This window comes from Vibrio inusitatus, assembly GCA_024346935.1.
In the GTDB taxonomy this organism is placed as follows: domain Bacteria; phylum Pseudomonadota; class Gammaproteobacteria; order Enterobacterales; family Vibrionaceae; genus Vibrio; species Vibrio inusitatus.
In genome coordinates, this window is the sequence record AP024878.1 from 2,386,757 (window position 1) to 2,405,390 (window position 18,634).

19 protein-coding genes are annotated in these 18,634 nt (G+C 43.4%); 5 read left to right on the top strand and 14 right to left on the bottom strand.

The window, feature by feature from the left end:
• Nucleotides 1–4: 4 nt before the first annotated feature.
• The 4 genes from prfB to xerD all read right to left on the bottom strand — a co-directional run bounded on the left by prfB (nt 5) and on the right by xerD (nt 4,726).
• Nucleotides 5–1,103 (bottom strand): peptide chain release factor 2 gene (gene prfB, locus OCU48_RS10980; protein ID WP_141270722.1). Its coding sequence is split into 2 segments (ribosomal slippage): nt 5–1,027 and nt 1,029–1,103, totalling 1,098 coding nucleotides; the frame shifts between segments, so codons are not numbered across the junction.
• A gap of 117 nt (nt 1,104–1,220) precedes the next feature.
• Entirely contained in the window at nt 1,221–2,960 is a 1,740-nt protein-coding gene (recJ, locus tag OCU48_RS10985) for a single-stranded-DNA-specific exonuclease RecJ (protein WP_141344988.1), read from the bottom strand.
• 61 nt (nt 2,961–3,021) lie between these two features.
• Entirely contained in the window at nt 3,022–3,762 is a 741-nt protein-coding gene (gene dsbC, locus OCU48_RS10990) for a bifunctional protein-disulfide isomerase/oxidoreductase DsbC (RefSeq protein WP_141344987.1), read from the bottom strand.
• A gap of 52 nt (nt 3,763–3,814) precedes the next feature.
• Nucleotides 3,815–4,726, bottom strand: a complete 912-nt coding sequence (xerD, locus tag OCU48_RS10995) for a site-specific tyrosine recombinase XerD (protein WP_280176872.1) — start codon at nt 4,724–4,726, stop codon at nt 3,815–3,817.
• Nucleotides 4,727–4,843: 117 nt separating this feature from the next.
• Here xerD and fldB point away from each other — a divergent pair, with 117 nt between their 5' ends.
• Nucleotides 4,844–5,362: a flavodoxin FldB gene (gene fldB, locus OCU48_RS11000; RefSeq protein WP_141345015.1), complete on the top strand. Its 519-nt coding sequence runs from the start codon at nt 4,844–4,846 to the stop codon at nt 5,360–5,362.
• An 88-nt stretch (nt 5,363–5,450) separates the two neighbouring features.
• On the opposite strand, the gene brnQ is transcribed toward fldB, so the two are convergent.
• A complete protein-coding gene (brnQ, locus tag OCU48_RS11005) occupies nt 5,451–6,764 on the bottom strand; it encodes a branched-chain amino acid transport system II carrier protein (RefSeq protein ID WP_141344985.1) in 1,314 nt (437 codons plus the stop codon).
• Nucleotides 6,765–7,071: 307 nt separating this feature from the next.
• Here brnQ and OCU48_RS11010 point away from each other — a divergent pair, with 307 nt between their 5' ends.
• Both OCU48_RS11010 and srmB read left to right on the top strand, forming a co-directional pair.
• The gene (locus OCU48_RS11010) at nt 7,072–7,797 is read left to right on the top strand and encodes a tRNA1(Val) (adenine(37)-N6)-methyltransferase (RefSeq protein WP_141344984.1); all 726 of its coding nucleotides are present in this window, start codon (nt 7,072–7,074) and stop codon (nt 7,795–7,797) included.
• A 74-nt stretch (nt 7,798–7,871) separates the two neighbouring features.
• Nucleotides 7,872–9,092, top strand: coding sequence for an ATP-dependent RNA helicase SrmB (gene srmB, locus OCU48_RS11015; RefSeq protein WP_017026883.1), 1,221 nt, complete (start codon nt 7,872–7,874; stop codon nt 9,090–9,092).
• Between the two features lie 39 nt (nt 9,093–9,131).
• On the opposite strand, the gene OCU48_RS11020 is transcribed toward srmB, so the two are convergent.
• The 4 genes from OCU48_RS11020 to OCU48_RS11035 form a co-directional block, all read right to left on the bottom strand.
• Entirely contained in the window at nt 9,132–9,560 is a 429-nt protein-coding gene (locus OCU48_RS11020) for a VOC family protein (RefSeq protein WP_141344983.1), read from the bottom strand.
• A 37-nt stretch (nt 9,561–9,597) separates the two neighbouring features.
• Nucleotides 9,598–10,152 carry a GNAT family N-acetyltransferase gene (locus OCU48_RS11025; protein ID WP_141344982.1) on the bottom strand — a complete coding sequence of 185 codons (555 nt, stop codon included), beginning with the start codon at nt 10,150–10,152 and terminating at the stop codon, nt 9,598–9,600.
• 51 nt (nt 10,153–10,203) lie between these two features.
• Nucleotides 10,204–10,977, bottom strand: coding sequence for a peroxide stress protein YaaA (gene yaaA, locus OCU48_RS11030; RefSeq protein WP_141344981.1), 774 nt, complete (start codon nt 10,975–10,977; stop codon nt 10,204–10,206).
• Nucleotides 10,978–11,082: 105 nt separating this feature from the next.
• Nucleotides 11,083–12,537, bottom strand: coding sequence for an alanine/glycine:cation symporter family protein (locus OCU48_RS11035; RefSeq protein ID WP_141344980.1), 1,455 nt, complete (start codon nt 12,535–12,537; stop codon nt 11,083–11,085).
• A gap of 401 nt (nt 12,538–12,938) precedes the next feature.
• On the opposite strand from OCU48_RS11035, the gene OCU48_RS11040 reads away from it, so the two are divergent.
• Nucleotides 12,939–13,124 carry a DUF3545 family protein gene (locus OCU48_RS11040; protein ID WP_141344979.1) on the top strand — a complete coding sequence of 62 codons (186 nt, stop codon included), beginning with the start codon at nt 12,939–12,941 and terminating at the stop codon, nt 13,122–13,124.
• Between the two features lie 58 nt (nt 13,125–13,182).
• Here the strand turns inward: OCU48_RS11040 and OCU48_RS11045 are convergent, their stop codons facing one another.
• The 3 genes from OCU48_RS11045 to nfo all read right to left on the bottom strand — a co-directional run bounded on the left by OCU48_RS11045 (nt 13,183) and on the right by nfo (nt 15,577).
• On the bottom strand, nt 13,183–13,734 hold the full coding sequence (locus OCU48_RS11045) for a hemerythrin domain-containing protein (protein ID WP_141344978.1): 552 nt from the start codon (nt 13,732–13,734) through the stop codon (nt 13,183–13,185).
• A gap of 70 nt (nt 13,735–13,804) precedes the next feature.
• Nucleotides 13,805–14,485: a uracil-DNA glycosylase gene (ung, locus tag OCU48_RS11050; RefSeq protein ID WP_141344977.1), complete on the bottom strand. Its 681-nt coding sequence runs from the start codon at nt 14,483–14,485 to the stop codon at nt 13,805–13,807.
• Nucleotides 14,486–14,725: 240 nt separating this feature from the next.
• Nucleotides 14,726–15,577 (bottom strand): deoxyribonuclease IV, encoded by an 852-nt coding sequence (gene nfo / locus OCU48_RS11055; protein WP_141344976.1) that lies wholly within the window; start codon nt 15,575–15,577, stop codon nt 14,726–14,728.
• Between the two features lie 319 nt (nt 15,578–15,896).
• Between nfo and grcA the strand changes: the two genes are divergently transcribed.
• Nucleotides 15,897–16,274, top strand: a complete 378-nt coding sequence (gene grcA / locus OCU48_RS11060) for an autonomous glycyl radical cofactor GrcA (RefSeq protein WP_141344975.1) — start codon at nt 15,897–15,899, stop codon at nt 16,272–16,274.
• A gap of 120 nt (nt 16,275–16,394) precedes the next feature.
• Here the strand turns inward: grcA and thrC are convergent, their stop codons facing one another.
• Together thrC and thrB are read right to left on the bottom strand one after the other, a co-directional pair.
• The gene (gene thrC, locus OCU48_RS11065) at nt 16,395–17,675 is read right to left on the bottom strand and encodes a threonine synthase (protein ID WP_141344974.1); all 1,281 of its coding nucleotides are present in this window, start codon (nt 17,673–17,675) and stop codon (nt 16,395–16,397) included.
• On the bottom strand, nt 17,672–18,634 hold the full coding sequence (thrB, locus tag OCU48_RS11070; protein ID WP_141344973.1) for a homoserine kinase: 963 nt from the start codon (nt 18,632–18,634) through the stop codon (nt 17,672–17,674). The genes thrC and thrB overlap by 4 nt, the downstream gene beginning before the upstream one ends.

Sequence of the window (18,634 nt, forward strand, 5' to 3'; positions counted from 1 at the left end):
AAGCTTACAGACCTGATTTCAGGCTAGCTTCAATAAATTTGTCTAGGTCGCCATCAAGCACGGCTTGGGTATTACGATTTTCAACACCAGTACGCAAATCTTTAATGCGTGAGTCATCCAATACGTAAGAACGGATTTGGCTGCCCCAACCGATGTCTGATTTCGCATCTTCGTTTGCTTGTTTCTCAGCATTTTGTTTCTGCAACTCGAATTCAAACAATTTAGCACGAAGCTGTTTCATTGCCTGGTCTTTGTTCTTGTGCTGAGAACGGTCATTCTGACACTGAACTACAATATTAGTCGGTACGTGAGTAATACGAACAGCAGACTCTGTGGTATTTACGTGCTGACCGCCTGCACCGGAGGCGCGGTATACATCAATACGAAGATCTGATGGATTAATATCGATCTGGATGTTGTCATCAATCTCTGGATAAATAAATGCAGATGCAAACGAGGTATGGCGACGACCACTAGAGTCAAACGGTGATTTACGCACCAGACGGTGTACGCCCGTTTCAGTACGAAGCCAGCCGTAAGCGTACTCACCAGAGATCTTCACTGTTGCGCCTTTAAGACCAGCAACCTCACCCTCAGAAACCTCGATAACCTCTGTCTTGAACCCTTTTGCATCAGCCCAGCGCAAATACATGCGCAGCATCATGTTGGTCCAATCCTGAGCCTCTGTACCACCTGAACCTGATTGAAGATCTATGTAGCAATCAGCACCATCGTGGTCACCAGAGAACATACGACGGAATTCTAGCTTCGCAAGCTTTGCTTCAAGCTCAGCAAGTTCAGGTTCAATCTCGTCAAAAGTTTCTTGGTCTTCTTCTTCAACCGCTAATTCTAGCAAGCCTTCCACGTCTTCTACACCTTGATCCAGTAAATCAATGGTTTCAACAACGGCTTCTAGTGATGCACGTTCTTTACCTAGTGCTTGTGCACGTTCAGGTTCATTCCATACATCAGGTTGTTCTAGCTCTGCATTTACTTCTTCTAAGCGCTCTTTCTTAGCGTCATAGTCAAAGGTACCCCCTCAGGACATTCGTGCGTTCAGACACGTCCTGTAGGCGGTTTTTAATCGGATTGATTTCAAACATCTTGGGCCAATATTTTGAATAGAAAATAACCGCGGAATTTTACTCAAAAATGTGACCAAGATACAGAAATATTTTGAAGTTAGTGGATATTAAGAATGAGAAAACTAGGCTGCCTTATTAGGCAGCATCAATATGCTCAACCATAAGTTGTAGAGATTGATTACCTCTAAACTCATTGATATCAAGTCGATAGGCCATTCTGATCTTTGTTGTGGCGGGATCAGGCCAACGGCGTAGATCAACATTGAAGGCAATCGCATCAATAATAATGTTGGTGGCATGAGACTTGTGCAGAGGTTCAAGCATTAGTTTAAGGTGCTTCTCTCCTACTAATTTTTGGTGCAACACCTTGAACTCGCCATCAAAGATAGGTTCAGGAAAAGCTTGTCCCCAAGGACCGCCATTACGGATCTCCATTGCGGTGTGCATGTTAAACTCTTCAGGTGTCAATTCGCCATCAGACAACACAATACCTTTTAAGGCATGCTCATCCACCTCATCTCGAACCGCTTGATCAAATAACTCACTAAAGCGAGTAAAGTCGCTCTCTTTAATGGTCAACCCTGCAGCCATGGCATGTCCACCAAACTTTAGGATTAATCCAGGGTTTTGTACGTCAATCTTATCTAAGGCGTCACGCATATGCAGCCCTTTGATTGAACGACATGACCCCTTAATCAAGCCGTCACCACCATCAGCGAATGCAATAACAGGTCGATGGAATTTATCTTTGATTCTTGAAGCAAGGATGCCAATCACCCCTTGGTGCCAATCACGCTGAAATAACGTAATTCCATAAGGCATTTCTTGATCGGCACTGAACTGCAATCGCTCACAAAATGCGAGTGCTTCTTGCTTCATTCCTTCTTCAATTTCTCGGCGAGTAATATTAAGTGCATCAAGTTCAGTTGCCATGCGTCTCGCTGCATGAATGTTATTGCTCATCAATAGCTCTACACCAAATGACATATCATCCAATCGCCCAGCCGCGTTAATACGCGGTCCGAGAGCAAAGCCAAAATCAGACGCAACCAAACGGCTAGATTCTCGTTTTGACACTTCAATGAGGGCCTGAATACCTGGGCGACCAAGTCCAGCCCTAATACGCTGTAGACCTTGATGTACTAAGATTCTATTGTTCTCATCCAATGGTACAACATCAGCAACGGTACCCAGTGCGACTAAATCGAGCAATTCCGTCAGATTCGGCTCTGCCACGCCAGATTCACTGAACCAGTTTGTTTGACGCATCAATGCGCGTAGCGCCACCATCAAATAAAAGGCAACGCCAACACCTGCCAATGCCTTAGATGGAAAATCGCATTCATGAAGATTGGGATTAACCATAGCATCGGCCTCAGGCAAAACATGCCCTGGCAAGTGATGGTCCGTGACTAAAACCTGAATATTGTTTTGTTTGGCAAACCGCACCCCTTCAATAGAAGAAACACCATTATCGACGGTCATGATGAGATCAACGCCCATTTCTATGGCTTGTTCTACAACCTCTGGGCTTAAACCATAGCCATCTTCGAAGCGGTTCGGTACGAGATAATCAACATTACTCGAGCCCAACATACGCAGTGCCAGCACAGACAGCGCGGAAGAGGTTGCGCCATCAGCATCAAAGTCTCCAACCACAATAATACGTTTGTTGTCTTTAATAGCACTCAACAACAGCGCTGCAGCTGCTTTGATACCATGGAGTTTTTGTGGCGGAAGCAAGCCTTTGGCACCGCGTTCTAATTGTAACGAAGACTCAATACCACGAGCGGCATAAATACGTCGCATCAATGCAGACAGTGTGGTGGGCAGATTGGAAATATCAGCAGCAGGACGACGTTTAATCTCGATCATGGCTTCTTAGTCTAGTAAGGAGGAAGGAAAGCGCTGTAATTAATGACAGCGCTTATAAAGGTTAGCCTTGTGATTCTAATCGCTTCAACAGATCTGATGGTGACAGGTAACCGCCAACATTCATCCCTTTTGAGGTATATACCGCTGGAGTACCCGATACACCAATCGCTTTGCCCAACTGGTACTGATCGGAAATCATAGTTTGGCATTGCTGAATACTGTCGCTCGAAGCGTTAACGTCTTCACCGCGTAACTTCGCATCGTTCATCGCTTTAGCAGGATCGGCACTACACCAAATATTAGCCATGGTTTGGCCGATGTCACTGCGATCACCCGCTCTTGGGAAAGCAAGATAGCGCACAGTAATACCCAGCTTATTGTACTCCGCCATTTGCTTGTGCAGTTTCAAGCAATAACCACAAGAGATATCCGTAAACACAGTCACAACATATTTTTCATTGTCTGCCTTATAGATAATCATCTCATCGCTAGCTTGATCGAGTAAGTTTACGATCTTTGGACCATTTCTAAGTGCAGCGACATCTTGGTAATTACCTTTATCGTCGAGAGAGTACAATTTACCCGGAATAAAGTAATCGCCCGTTGGGGTTGCATAGAAGGTTCCTTGATTCGTCGTCACCTCTACTAATCCATCGACCTCAATAGAATCAATTTGCATTACGGATACACCGATTTTAGCGAATCGCTCCTTAATTTGAGCCTCGTTAAACTCTGTTGCACTCACACTAAAGGCAACCAAAGAGCACATAACCAAGCCGAAAGCTCGACCTAAAATATTCATACAATTTCCTACTAAATAATGGGTAGTGCGTGTGAGCATAAAAACTGCACGATCACGCTCTTGGGTGATGCTGCTGATGGATTTGTTTCAATCTTTCTGTGGCAACATGAGTATAAATTTGAGTCGTCGATAAGTCACTATGTCCAAGCAACATCTGTACGACACGTAAGTCTGCACCATAGTTCAATAAATGAGTGGCAAAGGCATGTCTCATCACGTGTGGCGATAAGGTATCTGCATCAATCCCCGCAATTTGTGCATAGTACTTGATACGATGCCAAAACGTTTGCCGTGTCATTTGACGAGAGCGTTTACTTGGGAAGACAACATCCGAGGAATTTTCTCCCATCAACTGAGACCGGCCATGAGCAAGAAAACGTTCAATCCAATCAATGGCATTCTCGCCCATAGGAACTAATCGCTCTTTTCCTCCTTTGCCGACTACTCGCACAACACCTTGGCGTAAGCTCATATTTTCCATGGTCAGTCCTACAAGCTCCGACACTCGCAAACCTGTTGCATATAAAAGCTCAAGCATAGCCTTATCACGAAGCTCTATCGGGTCATCTACATTAGGCGCATCGAGCAAACTTTCAACCTGTTGCTCGCTAATATCTTTAGGCAATCGCTTTGGAAGCTTGGGTCTAATTAGTAACGCACTAGGATCATCAACGCGTACTTTTTCTCGGTAAAGATACTGGAATAACCGGCGCATAGCAGACAACATTCGCGCACGACTGGACTGTGCAAAATTCTTATCCACCAGCCAAGCCTGATAGTCTAACAATTCTTGGTAACTGACAGAGGTTAAATCTGATTTGTTCTGCTCAAGCCATTGCGATAGCTTACTCAGATCCAATCGATAAGATGCCAAGGTATTTTCTGATAAGCCCTTCTCCATCCAAATAGCGTCTAAGAATTGCTCTATAAGATTTTGATTTAACAAGCTAAAACTTCCAGTAATACCAATATAGTCACCTTAAAGTATACAAGCATTAGGCTGATTGCTAGTGGCGAACACTGAAAGTTAGTAAAAATAAAGGTAGAATCTAAGGCATGGCCATTAGCTATAATTAAAATGATGAAAATAGGACTATTTTTCGGCTCTACCACCTGCTATACCGAAATGGCAGCAGAAAAAATTCGAGACATCATTGGAAGCGATATTGTAGATCTGCACAATGTAAAAGATACCCCACTCTCCCTGATGAACGACTATGATTTTTTGATTCTAGGGATTTCCACATGGGATTTCGGTGAACTTCAAGAAGATTGGGGAGCATTATGGCACGACATAGATGGCGTACCGCTAACAGGCAAGCACGTCGCGTTATTCGGCTTAGGGGATCAAGAAGGATATGGCGAATGGTTTCAGGATGCGATGGGACTACTTCATCAGCAGCTTCAGCCAAGCAAACCTAGCTTTATTGGCTATTGGTCAGTAGAGGGCTATGAATTTCAAGCTTCAAAGGCACTCACCGAAGATGGTTCCAAATTCGTAGGGCTAGCACTTGATGAAGACTCTCAGTACGATTTTAGTGATGAGCGCATCGCTTCTTGGTGTGAACAAATTCTCATAGAATATGCTAACTCTCTGTAAATAAATCAGAAATAGAAAAAGGAGGCATTTAAAGTGCCTCCTTTTTTATTGTTTTTCACATATCAAAAACAGGGTTGTCCTACATGAACTAGGCTTCGACTTGCTTCTCGAGTTTCGATTGTTGCGAATTGGTGAAAAGCATAGCGACCAAAGCAACAGAAGTCGGTAATACCCAACCTAGACCTAGCTCAAACATAGGCAAGAATTTAAATAGAGAGACATCGAAGCCTGCTACTTTTGCAGCATCAACTAAAGCGCAGATGAAAGCGATCATGAGCACGAAACGATAAGCCAATTTTGGATTAGCTAGCCATGGTCGAACAAATGTAAGTGCGACCAAAGCAATGGCAATTGGGTAGAGAGCAAATAGTACAGGAACAGATAGCTCAATTAACTGCGCAAGGCCTACATTGGCAACAAGCGCACAAGCACTGCCATTTACAACAACCCAGAACTTATAGCCCAGCTTTGTATTTTTGCTGAAGAAATCTGAACTTGCAGAAATCAAACCAACCGCCGTCGTTAAACAAGCCAATAGCACAATAACAGAAAGAACCCACTGACCTTTATCTCCAAACAGAGCCTTCACATATTCAGCAAGAATTGCTCCACCGTTCTCAAGTCCTGCAGCAATGCCATTACTAGTCGCGCCTAAGTAAAACAGAGCAATATAAACAAGACACAAACCCACAGCAGCAATAACACCAGCAGCAATCAGATAGCGGGCAACATCTTTACGCTCTGTCACACCCTTAGAGTTAATGGCTTGAACAAGTAGCATGCCAAACATCAATGAAGCAAAGGTATCCATTGTCAGATAACCTTCCAAGATACCCTTAGTAAAAGGCTGACTTATATAGTCGCCCTGAGCATGAATAATTGGCCCCTGAGGATTAAGAACCACAGCAACAGATAGAGCGACTAAGCCAACAAACATGATAGGTGTTAACACCTTGCCAATGGTGTCTAGCAAAGACCCTTGAGCCCAAGCCAGCGCCATAGCAAGAACAAAAAAGGCAATAGAAAACAGTGCAAGGTGTAGCATTCCTGGTTGAGAAACAAACGGGCGAATACCCATTTCATAGGCAACTAGACCTGCGCGTGGCGCAGCAAATGCAGGGCCTATGATAATGAAAATCAGCGCTGCGATTAGCAAGGCTACCTTTTTAGGAAGATCGCTAGTTAGATGGTCCCATGTGCCACCTGCTGTAGCTACCGCAACAACCGTAATCAGTGGCAGTCCAGCAGCAGTCAGTAAAAAGCCCCCCATTGCAGGTATCAGGTTCTCACCCGCCAATTGGCCAGCCATAGGTGGAAAGATAATATTGCCAGCACCTAAGAAAAATGCGAATAACATAAAGCCAAGTGCAACAATGTCTGAAATGGATAAGCTCTTCTTCAAAACAACCTCGAAGGTAAATAGTTTACTGGACGCGCCAATTCAGCGCCTCTATGATTAATTTTTATAAGAGGCATAATGAATAGACCAATAAAGAATCTCAAGCAAACAACCATAAACACCATATAGTTTCGCTTTTTTACTCAACTGGCAGTGAATTAATCCAATATCAGCACAGCAAAGCAGTGTTTCAAACTAAACTAAAATCCAACAGAATACTCAGAAGTAATAACAAAGTCATTGCATACACTGCATTTGCATAAAACAAACCACAATTCACGTTACAAACAACCTAGGATTCAATTTCGTCATGACCGCAAAAACAAAGAACTTCCAGTTCAAATCTTTCTCTATTTGGGGGGGGAATAGTGGCATGCCAGTGAGTACCGATGGAGTGCTACTGGGAGCTTGGGCAAACGTGAATCAAAGCAACAAGCTAATTGATATAGGCACAGGCACGGGATTGCTGGCTCTGATGTGCGCGCAACGAAACACTGAACTGAATATTGTGGCTGTCGATATTGACGATCACGCAATTGAAGCGGCAAAAACAAATTTTGTTGCTAGCCCATGGGGATCGCGTTTCCAATTAGTTCATTCGGATATCGTCTCATTCTCTAAATCAAATACGGCAGCATTTGATACCATTATCTGTAATCCCCCTTATTTCAATTCGGGTGAACAGTCTTCATCCACTACCAGAGCCACAGCTAGACATACCGATACACTATCTCATCCAGCACTCCTAGACTCTTGTAAAGAGCTACTCTTAAGTGGTGGTAGTGCGAGTTTTATATTGCCTACAGAAGAAGCGAAGCAGTGTATTCAGCGCGCTACCGACAACGGATGGCATTTAAGTCGGTTGTGCAAGGTGAAAACCACACAAAAAAAGGATCACACCCGTTACCTGTTTGAATTGCAATTGAATGCGGTTCAAAGCGATCCAACCGAAGAAACAGAGCTCATAATTCATAAAGGTGACGGCTATAGCCCACAGTTTGTTGCGCTAACACAGAGTTTTTACTTAAAGATGTAAATAAGAGTGTGACGTGCGTCACCATTAAACTATAATACTTTCTTTTATCGTCCACCCGTTTGCGGAGCACTGCAGTGTTAAGAACTTTTGCTGAGTTAGATTTAGACCAATCCCTTATTAAAGCCATAGAAGAAATCGGCTTTGAAAGGCCAACAAAAGTACAAAGTGAAGCGATCCCTCAAGCCCTGGACGGTAGAGATATCCTAGCTTCTGCCCCAACAGGCACAGGTAAAACCGCCGCTTTTGTACTTCCTGCGTTGCAATACCTTTTAGACTTTCCACGTCGCCGTGGTGGTCCAGCACGCGTATTGATCCTAACTCCTACTCGTGAGTTAGCGATGCAAATTACAGAGCAAGCTAAAGAGTTAGCAAAACATACCAGCCTTAATATTTTCACCATCACCGGTGGTGTTATGTATCAAGACCACGCTGATATCTTGTCAACCACCCAAGATATCGTAGTGGCGACGCCTGGTCGATTAATGGAATACATCAATGCGGAGCGTTTTGATTGCCGTGCCATCGAATGGTTGATCTTAGACGAAGCTGACCGAATGCTGGACATGGGCTTTGGTCCAATCGTAGACAGACTGTCTAACGAGTGTCGCTGGCGTAAACAAACGCTCTTGTTTTCAGCAACACTCGAAGGCAAAGGCGTTGAAGGCTTCACTGAAGGTCTACTTAAAGATCCTGCAGAAATTGATGCACAGCCTTCACTAAAAGAACGTAAAAAGATTCAACAATGGTATCACCGTGCTGATGATGCAGAGCATAAGCTAGAACTGCTTAAGCACATCATTACCGAGCAAGCGGAAAGAAGCATTATCTTCCTAAAGACTCGTGAGCGTCTTGCTGAACTCCGTCAACAATTGGACAGTGCGCAAATCCCTTGTAGCTGGATCCAAGGCGAGATGCCTCAAGATCGTCGCAACAACGCGATTGCTCGCTTCCGTGATGGTCAAGTAAACGTATTGCTAGCAACCGATGTTGCCGCTCGTGGTATTGACTTGCCAGACGTCAGCCATGTTATCAACTATGATCTACCTCGCACAGCTGATGTATACCTTCACCGTATTGGTCGTACAGCGCGAGCAGGTAAAAAAGGCAATGCTGTATCTATCGTCGAAGCACACGATCAATCAATGATTGAGCGTGTTGAGCGCTACACGAAAGAAGCCATAAAAGAGCGTTTCATCAAAGAGCTTCGTCCTAAGCACAAAAAACCAGTGTTTAAGAAAAAGAAAAAGAAGCCAGCGGCTAAAACAGCAACCAAGGCTAAGAAAAAGAAGAAATAACATAATCCCCGACTCTTAAGAGTCGGGGATTTTTCTTTGTTACTCAATCACCAAACTGCCATCATCGTTGAATTGCCAAAAATCAGCATGGGCTATCTCCCAGTAATGCCCATCCGGGTCTCGAAAATAACCGCTATATCCACCCCAAAATACTCGCTCGGCGGGCTTAACTAAAGTTCCACCGGCTTTCACTGCCTGTTCTAGGATTTCATCCACCTCATACTGTGTCTTGGTATTGTGCGCGAGGGTTATCATCGGAATTAAGCTTTGATTGTCTGGAATTTTTATACCAATATCTTCGGCCAATTTTGGCATTGGATAAAGGGCTACACAGGCACCCGATGTTTTAAAGAACACAATATCTTGTTCTTCAGTATAACTAGAGGGAAAGCCAAGTGAAGAATAGAAGGCGTGTGAACGCTTTAAATCAGACACCCCCAATGTGATGATGCTTACTCTCGCGTCCATTACTCTACTCCCAATTAAATGCTCCCTTAGTTTAGGATCATCTTGAGTTTGACCACTGTGATTGAGTGACTTTATATAGACAGTGCCAGCTAAGAGGAGAATCGACGTTGAGTTTTGGATGTTGAAAGTCTTTACCAGTATTGTGCATACCTATCTTCTGCATTACTCGCTGAGATGGAAGGTTACTCAAGGCAGTTAAGCTGTAGATGGTATCGAACTGCAGTTGTGTAAAGGCATGTGCTAACACAATACTTGCAGCCTCTGGAGCCATACCCTGCCCCCAAAATGCCGTCTTCAACCGCCAAGCAATTTCTACAAAGGGAATATCCAGAATACCGTCTTCGGCCGACCGTTTCTGCAAGCCTACCATACCGACAAATTGATGCGTTCGTTTACATTCTATTGCCCACATTCCCCAACCTAAGCTATTCAACTCTTCAGATAAACGTCGTGCAGATTCTACACTTTGTATTGGTGTCAGCGTATCGGGGAAAAATCGCATTACCTCTGGGCTGAGATTCATCTGCACAAAGGCATCAAAATCCGTCGGCTTCCATGCTCTCAAGAGAAGTCTGGGAGTGTCTAGAATCATGGGAACGTCCTTAATCTAAACCCAGCCGATGCTGGGCTTAAAGGCTGGTTGTTACTGTTGGTCACGTTTGAACACTAACTCTCGAGCGGTGGAATCCGTATCGCTAAAGTAGTAACCCGCGTAATCAAATTGCTTCAACGCTTCAAGGTTATCAACTTGATTCTGAATAATGTATTTCGCCATCATGCCCCTAGCCTTCTTAGCAAAAAAGCTAATCACTTTATATTGGCCGTTTTTCAGGTCTTTAAACACAGGAGTGATGACTCGACCTTGAACGTTCTTTGGTTTGACCGCCTTAAAGTACTCATTAGATGCTAGGTTAATGAGTAAATCATCACCTTGCTCACTCAAGGTTTCATTAACCTTATCGGTGATCTTATCACCCCAGAAATGATACAGGTTACTGCCTCTATAATTAGCAAGCCTCGTTCCCATTTCTAAACGATAAGGTTGCATAAGATCCAATGGCTTTAACAACCCATAAAGGCCCGACAGCATACGAAAGTGACTCTGAGCATAGTCAAAGTCTTGTTCACTAAATGTCTCAGCCTCAAGTCCGGTATAGACATCCCCCTTAAAAGCAAGGATCGCTGGACGTGAGTTATCTGGCGTAAAAGTTTTGCTCCATTCTTGAAAGCGAGCCACGTTCAATCCAGCAATTTTATCACTTACCTTCATCAAACCAGAGATATCGGCTGGTGTCAGTTTTTTACAAACCTTCACCAACTCGGCTGAATCAGCAATAAACTCTGGTTGTGTGTAGCGTTCTGTCGCCAATGGTGATTCGAAGTCTAGCGTTTTTGCTGGTGATACTAAAATCAACATACCAATATCCTTAACTCGGTTTTCTTACCTTATTTTCCCTAGGGTATAAAAAAAGCCGTGCTAAGTCAGCACGGCTCTTACTATTGTTTTAATCGGACTTCTCGATTATTTGTTTCTTTGCACTTGAGCCTTAAGCTCTTCGTGGTCATCCCAGATTCCCTCTTCTAGTTGAGAGTGAAGCTCTGGGTAGTCTTCTGCGTTAAAGGTCGGAACCTTACCCGCTTTTAGCTGTTGATTGTAGTCTTTTGCCAGCTTCACTACGATGCCTGACAATAGCAAGATAGCGACCATATTAACTATAGCCATCAAGCCCATAGAAACGTCAGCCATAGCCCAAACTACCGGCAAGCTCGATACAGCGCCAAACAATACCATGCCTAGTACAATCACGCGGAAGATGTTAAGACCCGCTTTGTGGTTGTGCTCAAGGAAGATAAGGTTCGTTTCTGCGTACGAGTAGTTTGCAATGATAGACGTGAACGCAAAGAAGAAGATTGCGATAGCGATAAAAATACCACCCCATTCGCCGACTTCTGCTGTCAATGCTCGTTGAGTTAGCTCAATACCTGTAATTTCACCATGAGGTACGTATTCACCTGAAACCAAGATAATCGCAACCGTTGCAGAACAAATAACGATGGTGTCAGTAAATACACCTAGCATCTGTACATAGCCTTGTGATGCTGGGTGTGGTGGATACGGAGTAGCAGACGCTGCAGCGTTAGGCGCAGAACCCATACCAGCTTCGTTGGAGAACAAACCGCGCTTGATGCCATTAATCATTGCTTGAGCAATAGCGTAACCTACGCCACCAGCCGCAGCTTCTTGCAAACCGAATGCACTCTTAAAGATAAGAACCAATACATCTGGCACTTTATCCAAGTTACTAAACATCACAAATAGTGCTAGAGCAAGGTAGGCTAGAGCCATCACTGGAACGATAAGCTCTGCAGTGCGAGCAATTTTACGAATACCACCGAAGATAACGAATGCAGATAGTACTGCAACACCGATACCTACATACATTGGATCAATACCAAATGCAGTGTTCATCGCGCTCGCAATCGAGTTCGCTTGCACAGAGTTAAATACCAGACCGAAAGCGATAATTAGGAAGATTGAGAACAATACCCCCATCCAACGCATACCTAGGCCTTTCTCCATGTAGTAAGCAGGGCCACCACGGTAGTTACCGTCTTCATCTTTGGTCTTGTATAACTGCGCTAGTGAACTCTCAGCAAACGACGTTGCCATACCCAGCATAGCGATTAGCCACATCCAAAAGATAGCACCAGGGCCACCTACGGTTAGTGCTACCGCAACACCGGCCATATTACCGGTACCTACACGAGCAGCAAGACTGGTACAAAGTGCTTGGAAAGAAGAAATACCAGCTTTGTCTGCTTTACGACTGTTTCTTAGGACACTGAACATGTGACCAAAGTGTCTGAACTGAATAAAACCAAGACGAACGGTGAAGTAAATACCGCCACCTACAAGTAGATAAACAAGGATTGATCCCCAAAGAAGATCGTTCATTAAATTGATTATGTCTGTCACATCAACCTCGTACTCAAATAGGCTCAATTAAGAGCAATGGAATGGTTACTACTCGGTTTTTTTATAATTTGACCTGAGTATTGTAGAAGGCAAACGGTTACCCATACATCATTCTTCGAATTACATTTTTCGAGCGCATCATGCCGTCATCGTCATCAGAAATCAAATCACAGACTTTTCCGTATATTTTTCATACAGCTATGTTATGTATCAGTGTGAAATAGCGCTCATTGATGAACAAAAGCTTCACGATTGAGAAATAAATGCGAAACAGTTCAAAGATAAAGTAGCAATGTTCATGGTAATAATGTCGGCAAGCTTGCTTAGCTGGTTAAAGGGTTTTTAACCCATGCTGGGTATGCGCTAGAAAAGTACTTAATTACAGTTAGAAGGGATGGCTTATGGATGGCTTGCAACTTGAAAGTATCTTTGAATCAGAAGAACGTGGGACTCGTAGAGGTCGCTCAAAACCAGTAAAACGTAAGTGGCGAGAGATTGAAGCAATCAAAGATCGTCAGAGACTACAAAAGGAGTTGTTGGATTTGGACGTATGCAGCGAATATCGCTTAGAAGAGATTCAGCTATAAAGCTGATTCCCCGGAAAGACAAAGGATGGGCCTAAACCCATCCTTTTTTATATCTACACTAAATACACTCTTTATCAGTTTGCTTGACTCTCTCAGCCAATTGCTTGTACTTGTCAGCAATAGTTTCGCCGAACACAGGGTCGTCTTCTTGTGCACCCCATTTTCTCTCGAGATATTGCCAATCTGAAGTACTAAAGGTTTTATTGATCAAAGGTAGAACTTCACGCTCCTCAAGATCTAAATGACGTTTTTGCTCTTGAATAAAAGTTTCAAGTTGTCGTGAAAACACATCTAGAGGAACAACAGCATCTTGCAGAATCATCTCAACAGCATCTAAGAATTCATGGGTAGTCTTAGATAGAACTATGTGTTCAGCCTCAAGGTTACTGATCTTCTCTTGCTCACCATACTTCTCAATAAAGTAATGATAAATAAGATCTTCTTTAGGATGATGCGTTTTTTCTGAGTGATCACATAGATAATCAACAATCTCTTTTAGCAAGGCATAGTTGATCGGCTCTTCACTTTTCAATTGCATCAGCTTCTTTCTCAAGATCGCCAGTAGGCGCACCATGTATCCGTGCTCGCGACGGATCCTTTCAATCATCATGATTCATCCCTCCATATCGATAATTGTCTTAAGTTTAAGCAATTTTACCGATCTATGTTTTAGGGATACCTCAAAAAAGTGTCAAATTAGCTGTTGGGATATGCCAGTTTATGCTGTTTTTGCCATGTTGATCTAAATAGTGATTGGCTAAGGAAAAGTGTCGACAACCAAAGAAGCCACGTCGAGCCGATAACGGTGATGGATGAGCTGATATCAATATACAATGATCATCCGCATTGATGCTCGCTACTTTCTTCTGAGCGTGTGCTCCCCAAAGTATAAATACAATGTTTTTCTGATGGTTAACCAAATATTCAATGGCTCTTTGTGTGAAGATCTCCCAGCCACTTTTAGCATGAGAGTGTGCTTTGCCTTGTTCAACAGTCAGGACCGTATTCAATAACAGCACGCCCTGTTCGGCCCAAGATTTTAAGTATCCATGCTCTGGAACTTCAAAGCCTTCTATATCTTGCGAGAGCTCTTTATAGATATTGCGAAGAGAGGGAGGGATTTTATTACCCGGCAATACTGAAAAACTAAGTCCATGTGCCTGATTCGGCCCGTGATACGGGTCTTGCCCCAGAATGACTACCTTTATCTTCTCTATCGGCGTCTGCTCAAACGCAGCGAACACATGCTCTGGTATAGGATAAATAGCTTTACCCGACGCACGCTCTTCATCAATAAAAGCCTGTAAAGCTTGGAAGTACTCTTGTGAGTGTTCCTGTTCAATAAAATCTTGCCAACTCAATGCCGTCTTCTCTATTTCTTTCTAACAATTAAGAAGATATTGGCATACTGAGTCGGAATTAGGTATTACTTCTTTTTAGTGCTGCGCTGAGGTGAGCGGTGATGACCTTGACCACGTTGACATGGACGAGCTTGGGGAAAGATAGATGTAAACATGGCACACTCCAATTCTATTTGTGACGGCTGTCACGTTAAGTAATGGAAGAAGCATGCCAAAAAAGCAAATTATATAAAAAATAATTTAAAGCGCGAACGCTCGCAGGCTTTGAATTTCATCTTTCCATATCTCAGGCTCGATGGTCTCTAGGATTAGCGGGATCCCATCAAAACGAGAGTCCTGACAAATATACTTAAAACAATCCCATCCAATTTCTCCAGCCCCTAAAGAATGGTGTCGATCGACCTTACCACCCAAGACTATTTTTGAATCATTGATGTGCATTGCACGCAAATAGTGCATACCTACCACTCGATCAAATTCTGCAAACGTCTCCTCACACGCCTCAAACGTTCGTAGATCGTATCCAGCAACAAAAGTGTGGCAAGTATCAATACACACACCAACACGGCTTTTATCTTCAACCTGCTCAATGATCTCTGCTAAATGCTCAAATCGCCAGCCTAGGTTAGTACCCTGTCCCGCAGTATTCTCTATAACCGCAATGACATTAGGTACCGCTTTGTGTGCAAGATTGATGGACTCAGCAATGCGAGCTAAGCACTCCGTTTCTGAGATCTTCTTTAAGTGACTACCTGGATGAAAGTTCAATAACGTCAAACCGAGTTGCTCACAACGCTCCATTTCATCAATAAATGCAGCGCGGGACTTCTCTAATTTTTCTTCTTCAGGTGCACCTAAATTAATTAGGTATGAATCATGTGGCAAAATTTGTTCTGAAGTAAACCCCAAAGCCGTACAGTTTTTCTTGAACGAATCGATACTTTTTTGCGTTAAAGGTTTTGCCAACCACTGACGCTGATTCTTAGTAAATAAGGCAAAGGCATTGGCACCAATTTCTTTGGCTCTAAGAGGTGCATTCTCCACGCCACCCGCGGCTGATACATGTGCACCAATAAACTTGTTTGTTGACATAAAAGGTTCTCTTTATCTTCTAATTTTTGCCACTTACAGCGTGATACGCTCAACATGCACAGCAACAAATTTTATACAGGTGTCGTTAAATAACTACACAAAAACGGCTAACTTCGCCAATCTTGTTAAAGATCAGTCGGTAAATCAATGAATTAATTATAACTTGATCATAGTCATGGAAAACACCTTAAAATAATTATGGTTTTTAGTTGTTTTTTGACGTAAATCAATATTAAAATGGCAAACATGCAGTGAGCGATTGAAAAAGCTCCAAGTTTATCCGTAAATCGAATCCACATATGTGGCTGAGGAGAAAATTATGATCCAAGGAATTCAAATCACTAAAGCAGCTAACGATGAGCTTCTAAACTCTATCTGGCTACTAGATTCTGAAAAAAACGAAGCTCGTTGTGTTATTGCAGCGTCTGGCTATGAAGCAGATCAAGTAATCCCAACTTCAGATCTAGGTGACTACGAGAGCCGTGAAATCGCTATCGAAAAAGCACCAAAAATCGAAGGCGGTCAGCACCTAAACGTGAACGTTCTTAAACGTGATACGCTAGAAGATGCTGTTAAGCACCCAGAGAAGTACCCTCAGCTAACTATCCGTGTATCGGGCTATGCTGTACGTTTTAACTCTCTAACAGCTGAACAACAAAAAGACGTTATCGCACGTACTTTCACTGAGTCTCTATAATCTAGAACTTCAGTAAAAATTCTAAAAGCCTGGCAATTCACGCCGGGCTTTTTTATATCTGTTCATTTGCTACAGATATAAAAAAACGGCGCCTAAGCGCCGTTTTCTATATTAAAAAGGTTACTGAACTTTTCTTAATACGACTTTTAGAAGGTCGAAATCATTAGCAAGATCTTCTGATAGCAAGTCCATTACAGCATGCTTTGCCAAAGGACCTGGTAATTCAATATCGCTGCCTAGGATATCATCTACGACTTCTTTGAACTTGGCCGGATGAGCGGTGCACAAGAATAATCCTGTTTCACCTTCATTTAGTTGCTCTTGAAGTGCGCGATACGCAATCGCACCATGAGGCTCACAAAGGTAACCAGAATCATAGAGCGCTTTAACACTCTCAGCGCTTTGCTCATCAGAAACTGTTGCGCTTCCTAGAGTATCTAATCCCCAACCTTTACGCTGACAAAGCTCTTCAATACGAGGCCAGTTGTTCGGCTGGCTAACATCCATTGCGTTTGAGGTTGTAGCAACCGTTGGCTTAGGATCCCATTTACCCGTTTTTAGATAGCGAGGTACAGTATCATTGGCATTAGTTGCCGCAATAAAACGCTTAATCGGCAAGCCCAGTGCTTTCGCAAGCAAACCTGCGGTTAAGTTACCAAAATTACCACTTGGCACTGAAATCACTAGATTTTCGCGCTCTGACTTGCTCATCTGAGCAGCTGCTTCAAAGTAATAACAAATTTGAGCCATCAAACGACTAATGTTGATTGAGTTTGCTGAGTTTAAGCCAATTTCTTGACGCAAAGCTTCATCATCAAACGCTTTCTTAACCAATGCCTGACAGTCATCAAAATCACCATCAATAGCAACAGTGTGGATATTCTTACCAAGCGTACAGAACAGTTTCTCTTGAAGAGGGCTGATCTTGCCCTTTGGATATAGAATAACAACGTTGATATCAGCCATACCATAAAAGGCATGGGCAACCGCTGCACCAGTGTCACCTGAAGTAGCGGTAAGAATGGTGATCTTGCCACCTTCTGAAACTGTTGCTAGTGACTGAGCCATAAAGCGACCACCAAAGTCCTTGAACGCAAGCGTAGGGCCATGGAACAACTCTAATGCATAGGTGCCATCTTTTACTGATTTGATAGGCGCAGGGAACTGGAATGCGGTATCTACCATCTGAGATACCTGAGACTCAGAAAGTTCGTCACCAATAAGCGCCGAAAGTATCTTACTGCTTCGGGTTACAAAGTCTTCCTCGAGCAACGCATCGATGTTATCGAGTACAGGGATATCAGTTGGGAAAAACAACCCTTGATTACGACCTAATCCCTGACGAACCGCTTGTCCAAAAGAGACCTGCTCGTCATTTTCTTTGATGTTATACAGCTTCATAATTTACTTCCTGTTACTTTCGAGCCCAGCTGATCTATCTTGCAGATGTGCACGAATCCTTCATCATTTTGTACATAATTAACTTCAAGCCAAGATTTGACTCGCTCCGCAACCTCTAAACTATCACAGATAGTAAACATTGTGGGACCACTACCTGAAATTCCGGAGGTCAGAGCGCCAGCGGTTGCCGCATAACTCCGTGCTTCAGGAAAACCAGGTAATAAGCGCTGTCTATAAGGTTCGGCAATGACGTCTTTGATCATCTTAGCGGCAAGTTCAGGCTGTCCCGAATAGCTGGCATGAATAAATCCAGCCAAGTGACGCCCATGAGCAATAATATCTTGTCTACGATATTGAGCAGGTAGGATTTCACGCGCAGCGGCCGTCGACACATTGATGCCAGGATAAGCCATCACCCAGTACCAGTTTTCAAAACTTGGTACCTCTTGACTGATAATGCCTAACTCTTCAACCATTAACTGCACACCACCAAGGTAGCAAGGTGCAACATTATCATAGTGAACACCACCAGATATTTCGCCTTCCATTTCCCCCATTAACGCTAACAACTCTGTTTCGTTAAGTGGATTGTCATGAAACTGATTCAATGCATCCAGCGCAGCTACAATAGAGCAAGCACTTGAACCTAGTCCAGAACCAATCGGCATGTTCTTTTCTAGCGTCATTTCTAGGTGATGTATAGGCAGTCCCTTACTCGACATTTCTCGAGCAAACACTTGCCAGCAGCGATACACTATATTTTGTTTCGCATCAGCAGGTAGCTTTGCAACAAAGCGACCTGCTGTTTTTAGTTCAAATTCAGATTCTCCTGCTGTGACCATCACACGATCACCAAGCAGCGTACCATCCACAGGAGATACCGCAGCTCCTAATACGTCAAAGCCAACGCTCACATTACCGATTGATGCAGGAGCATAAACACAAACACTCTCTTTCAT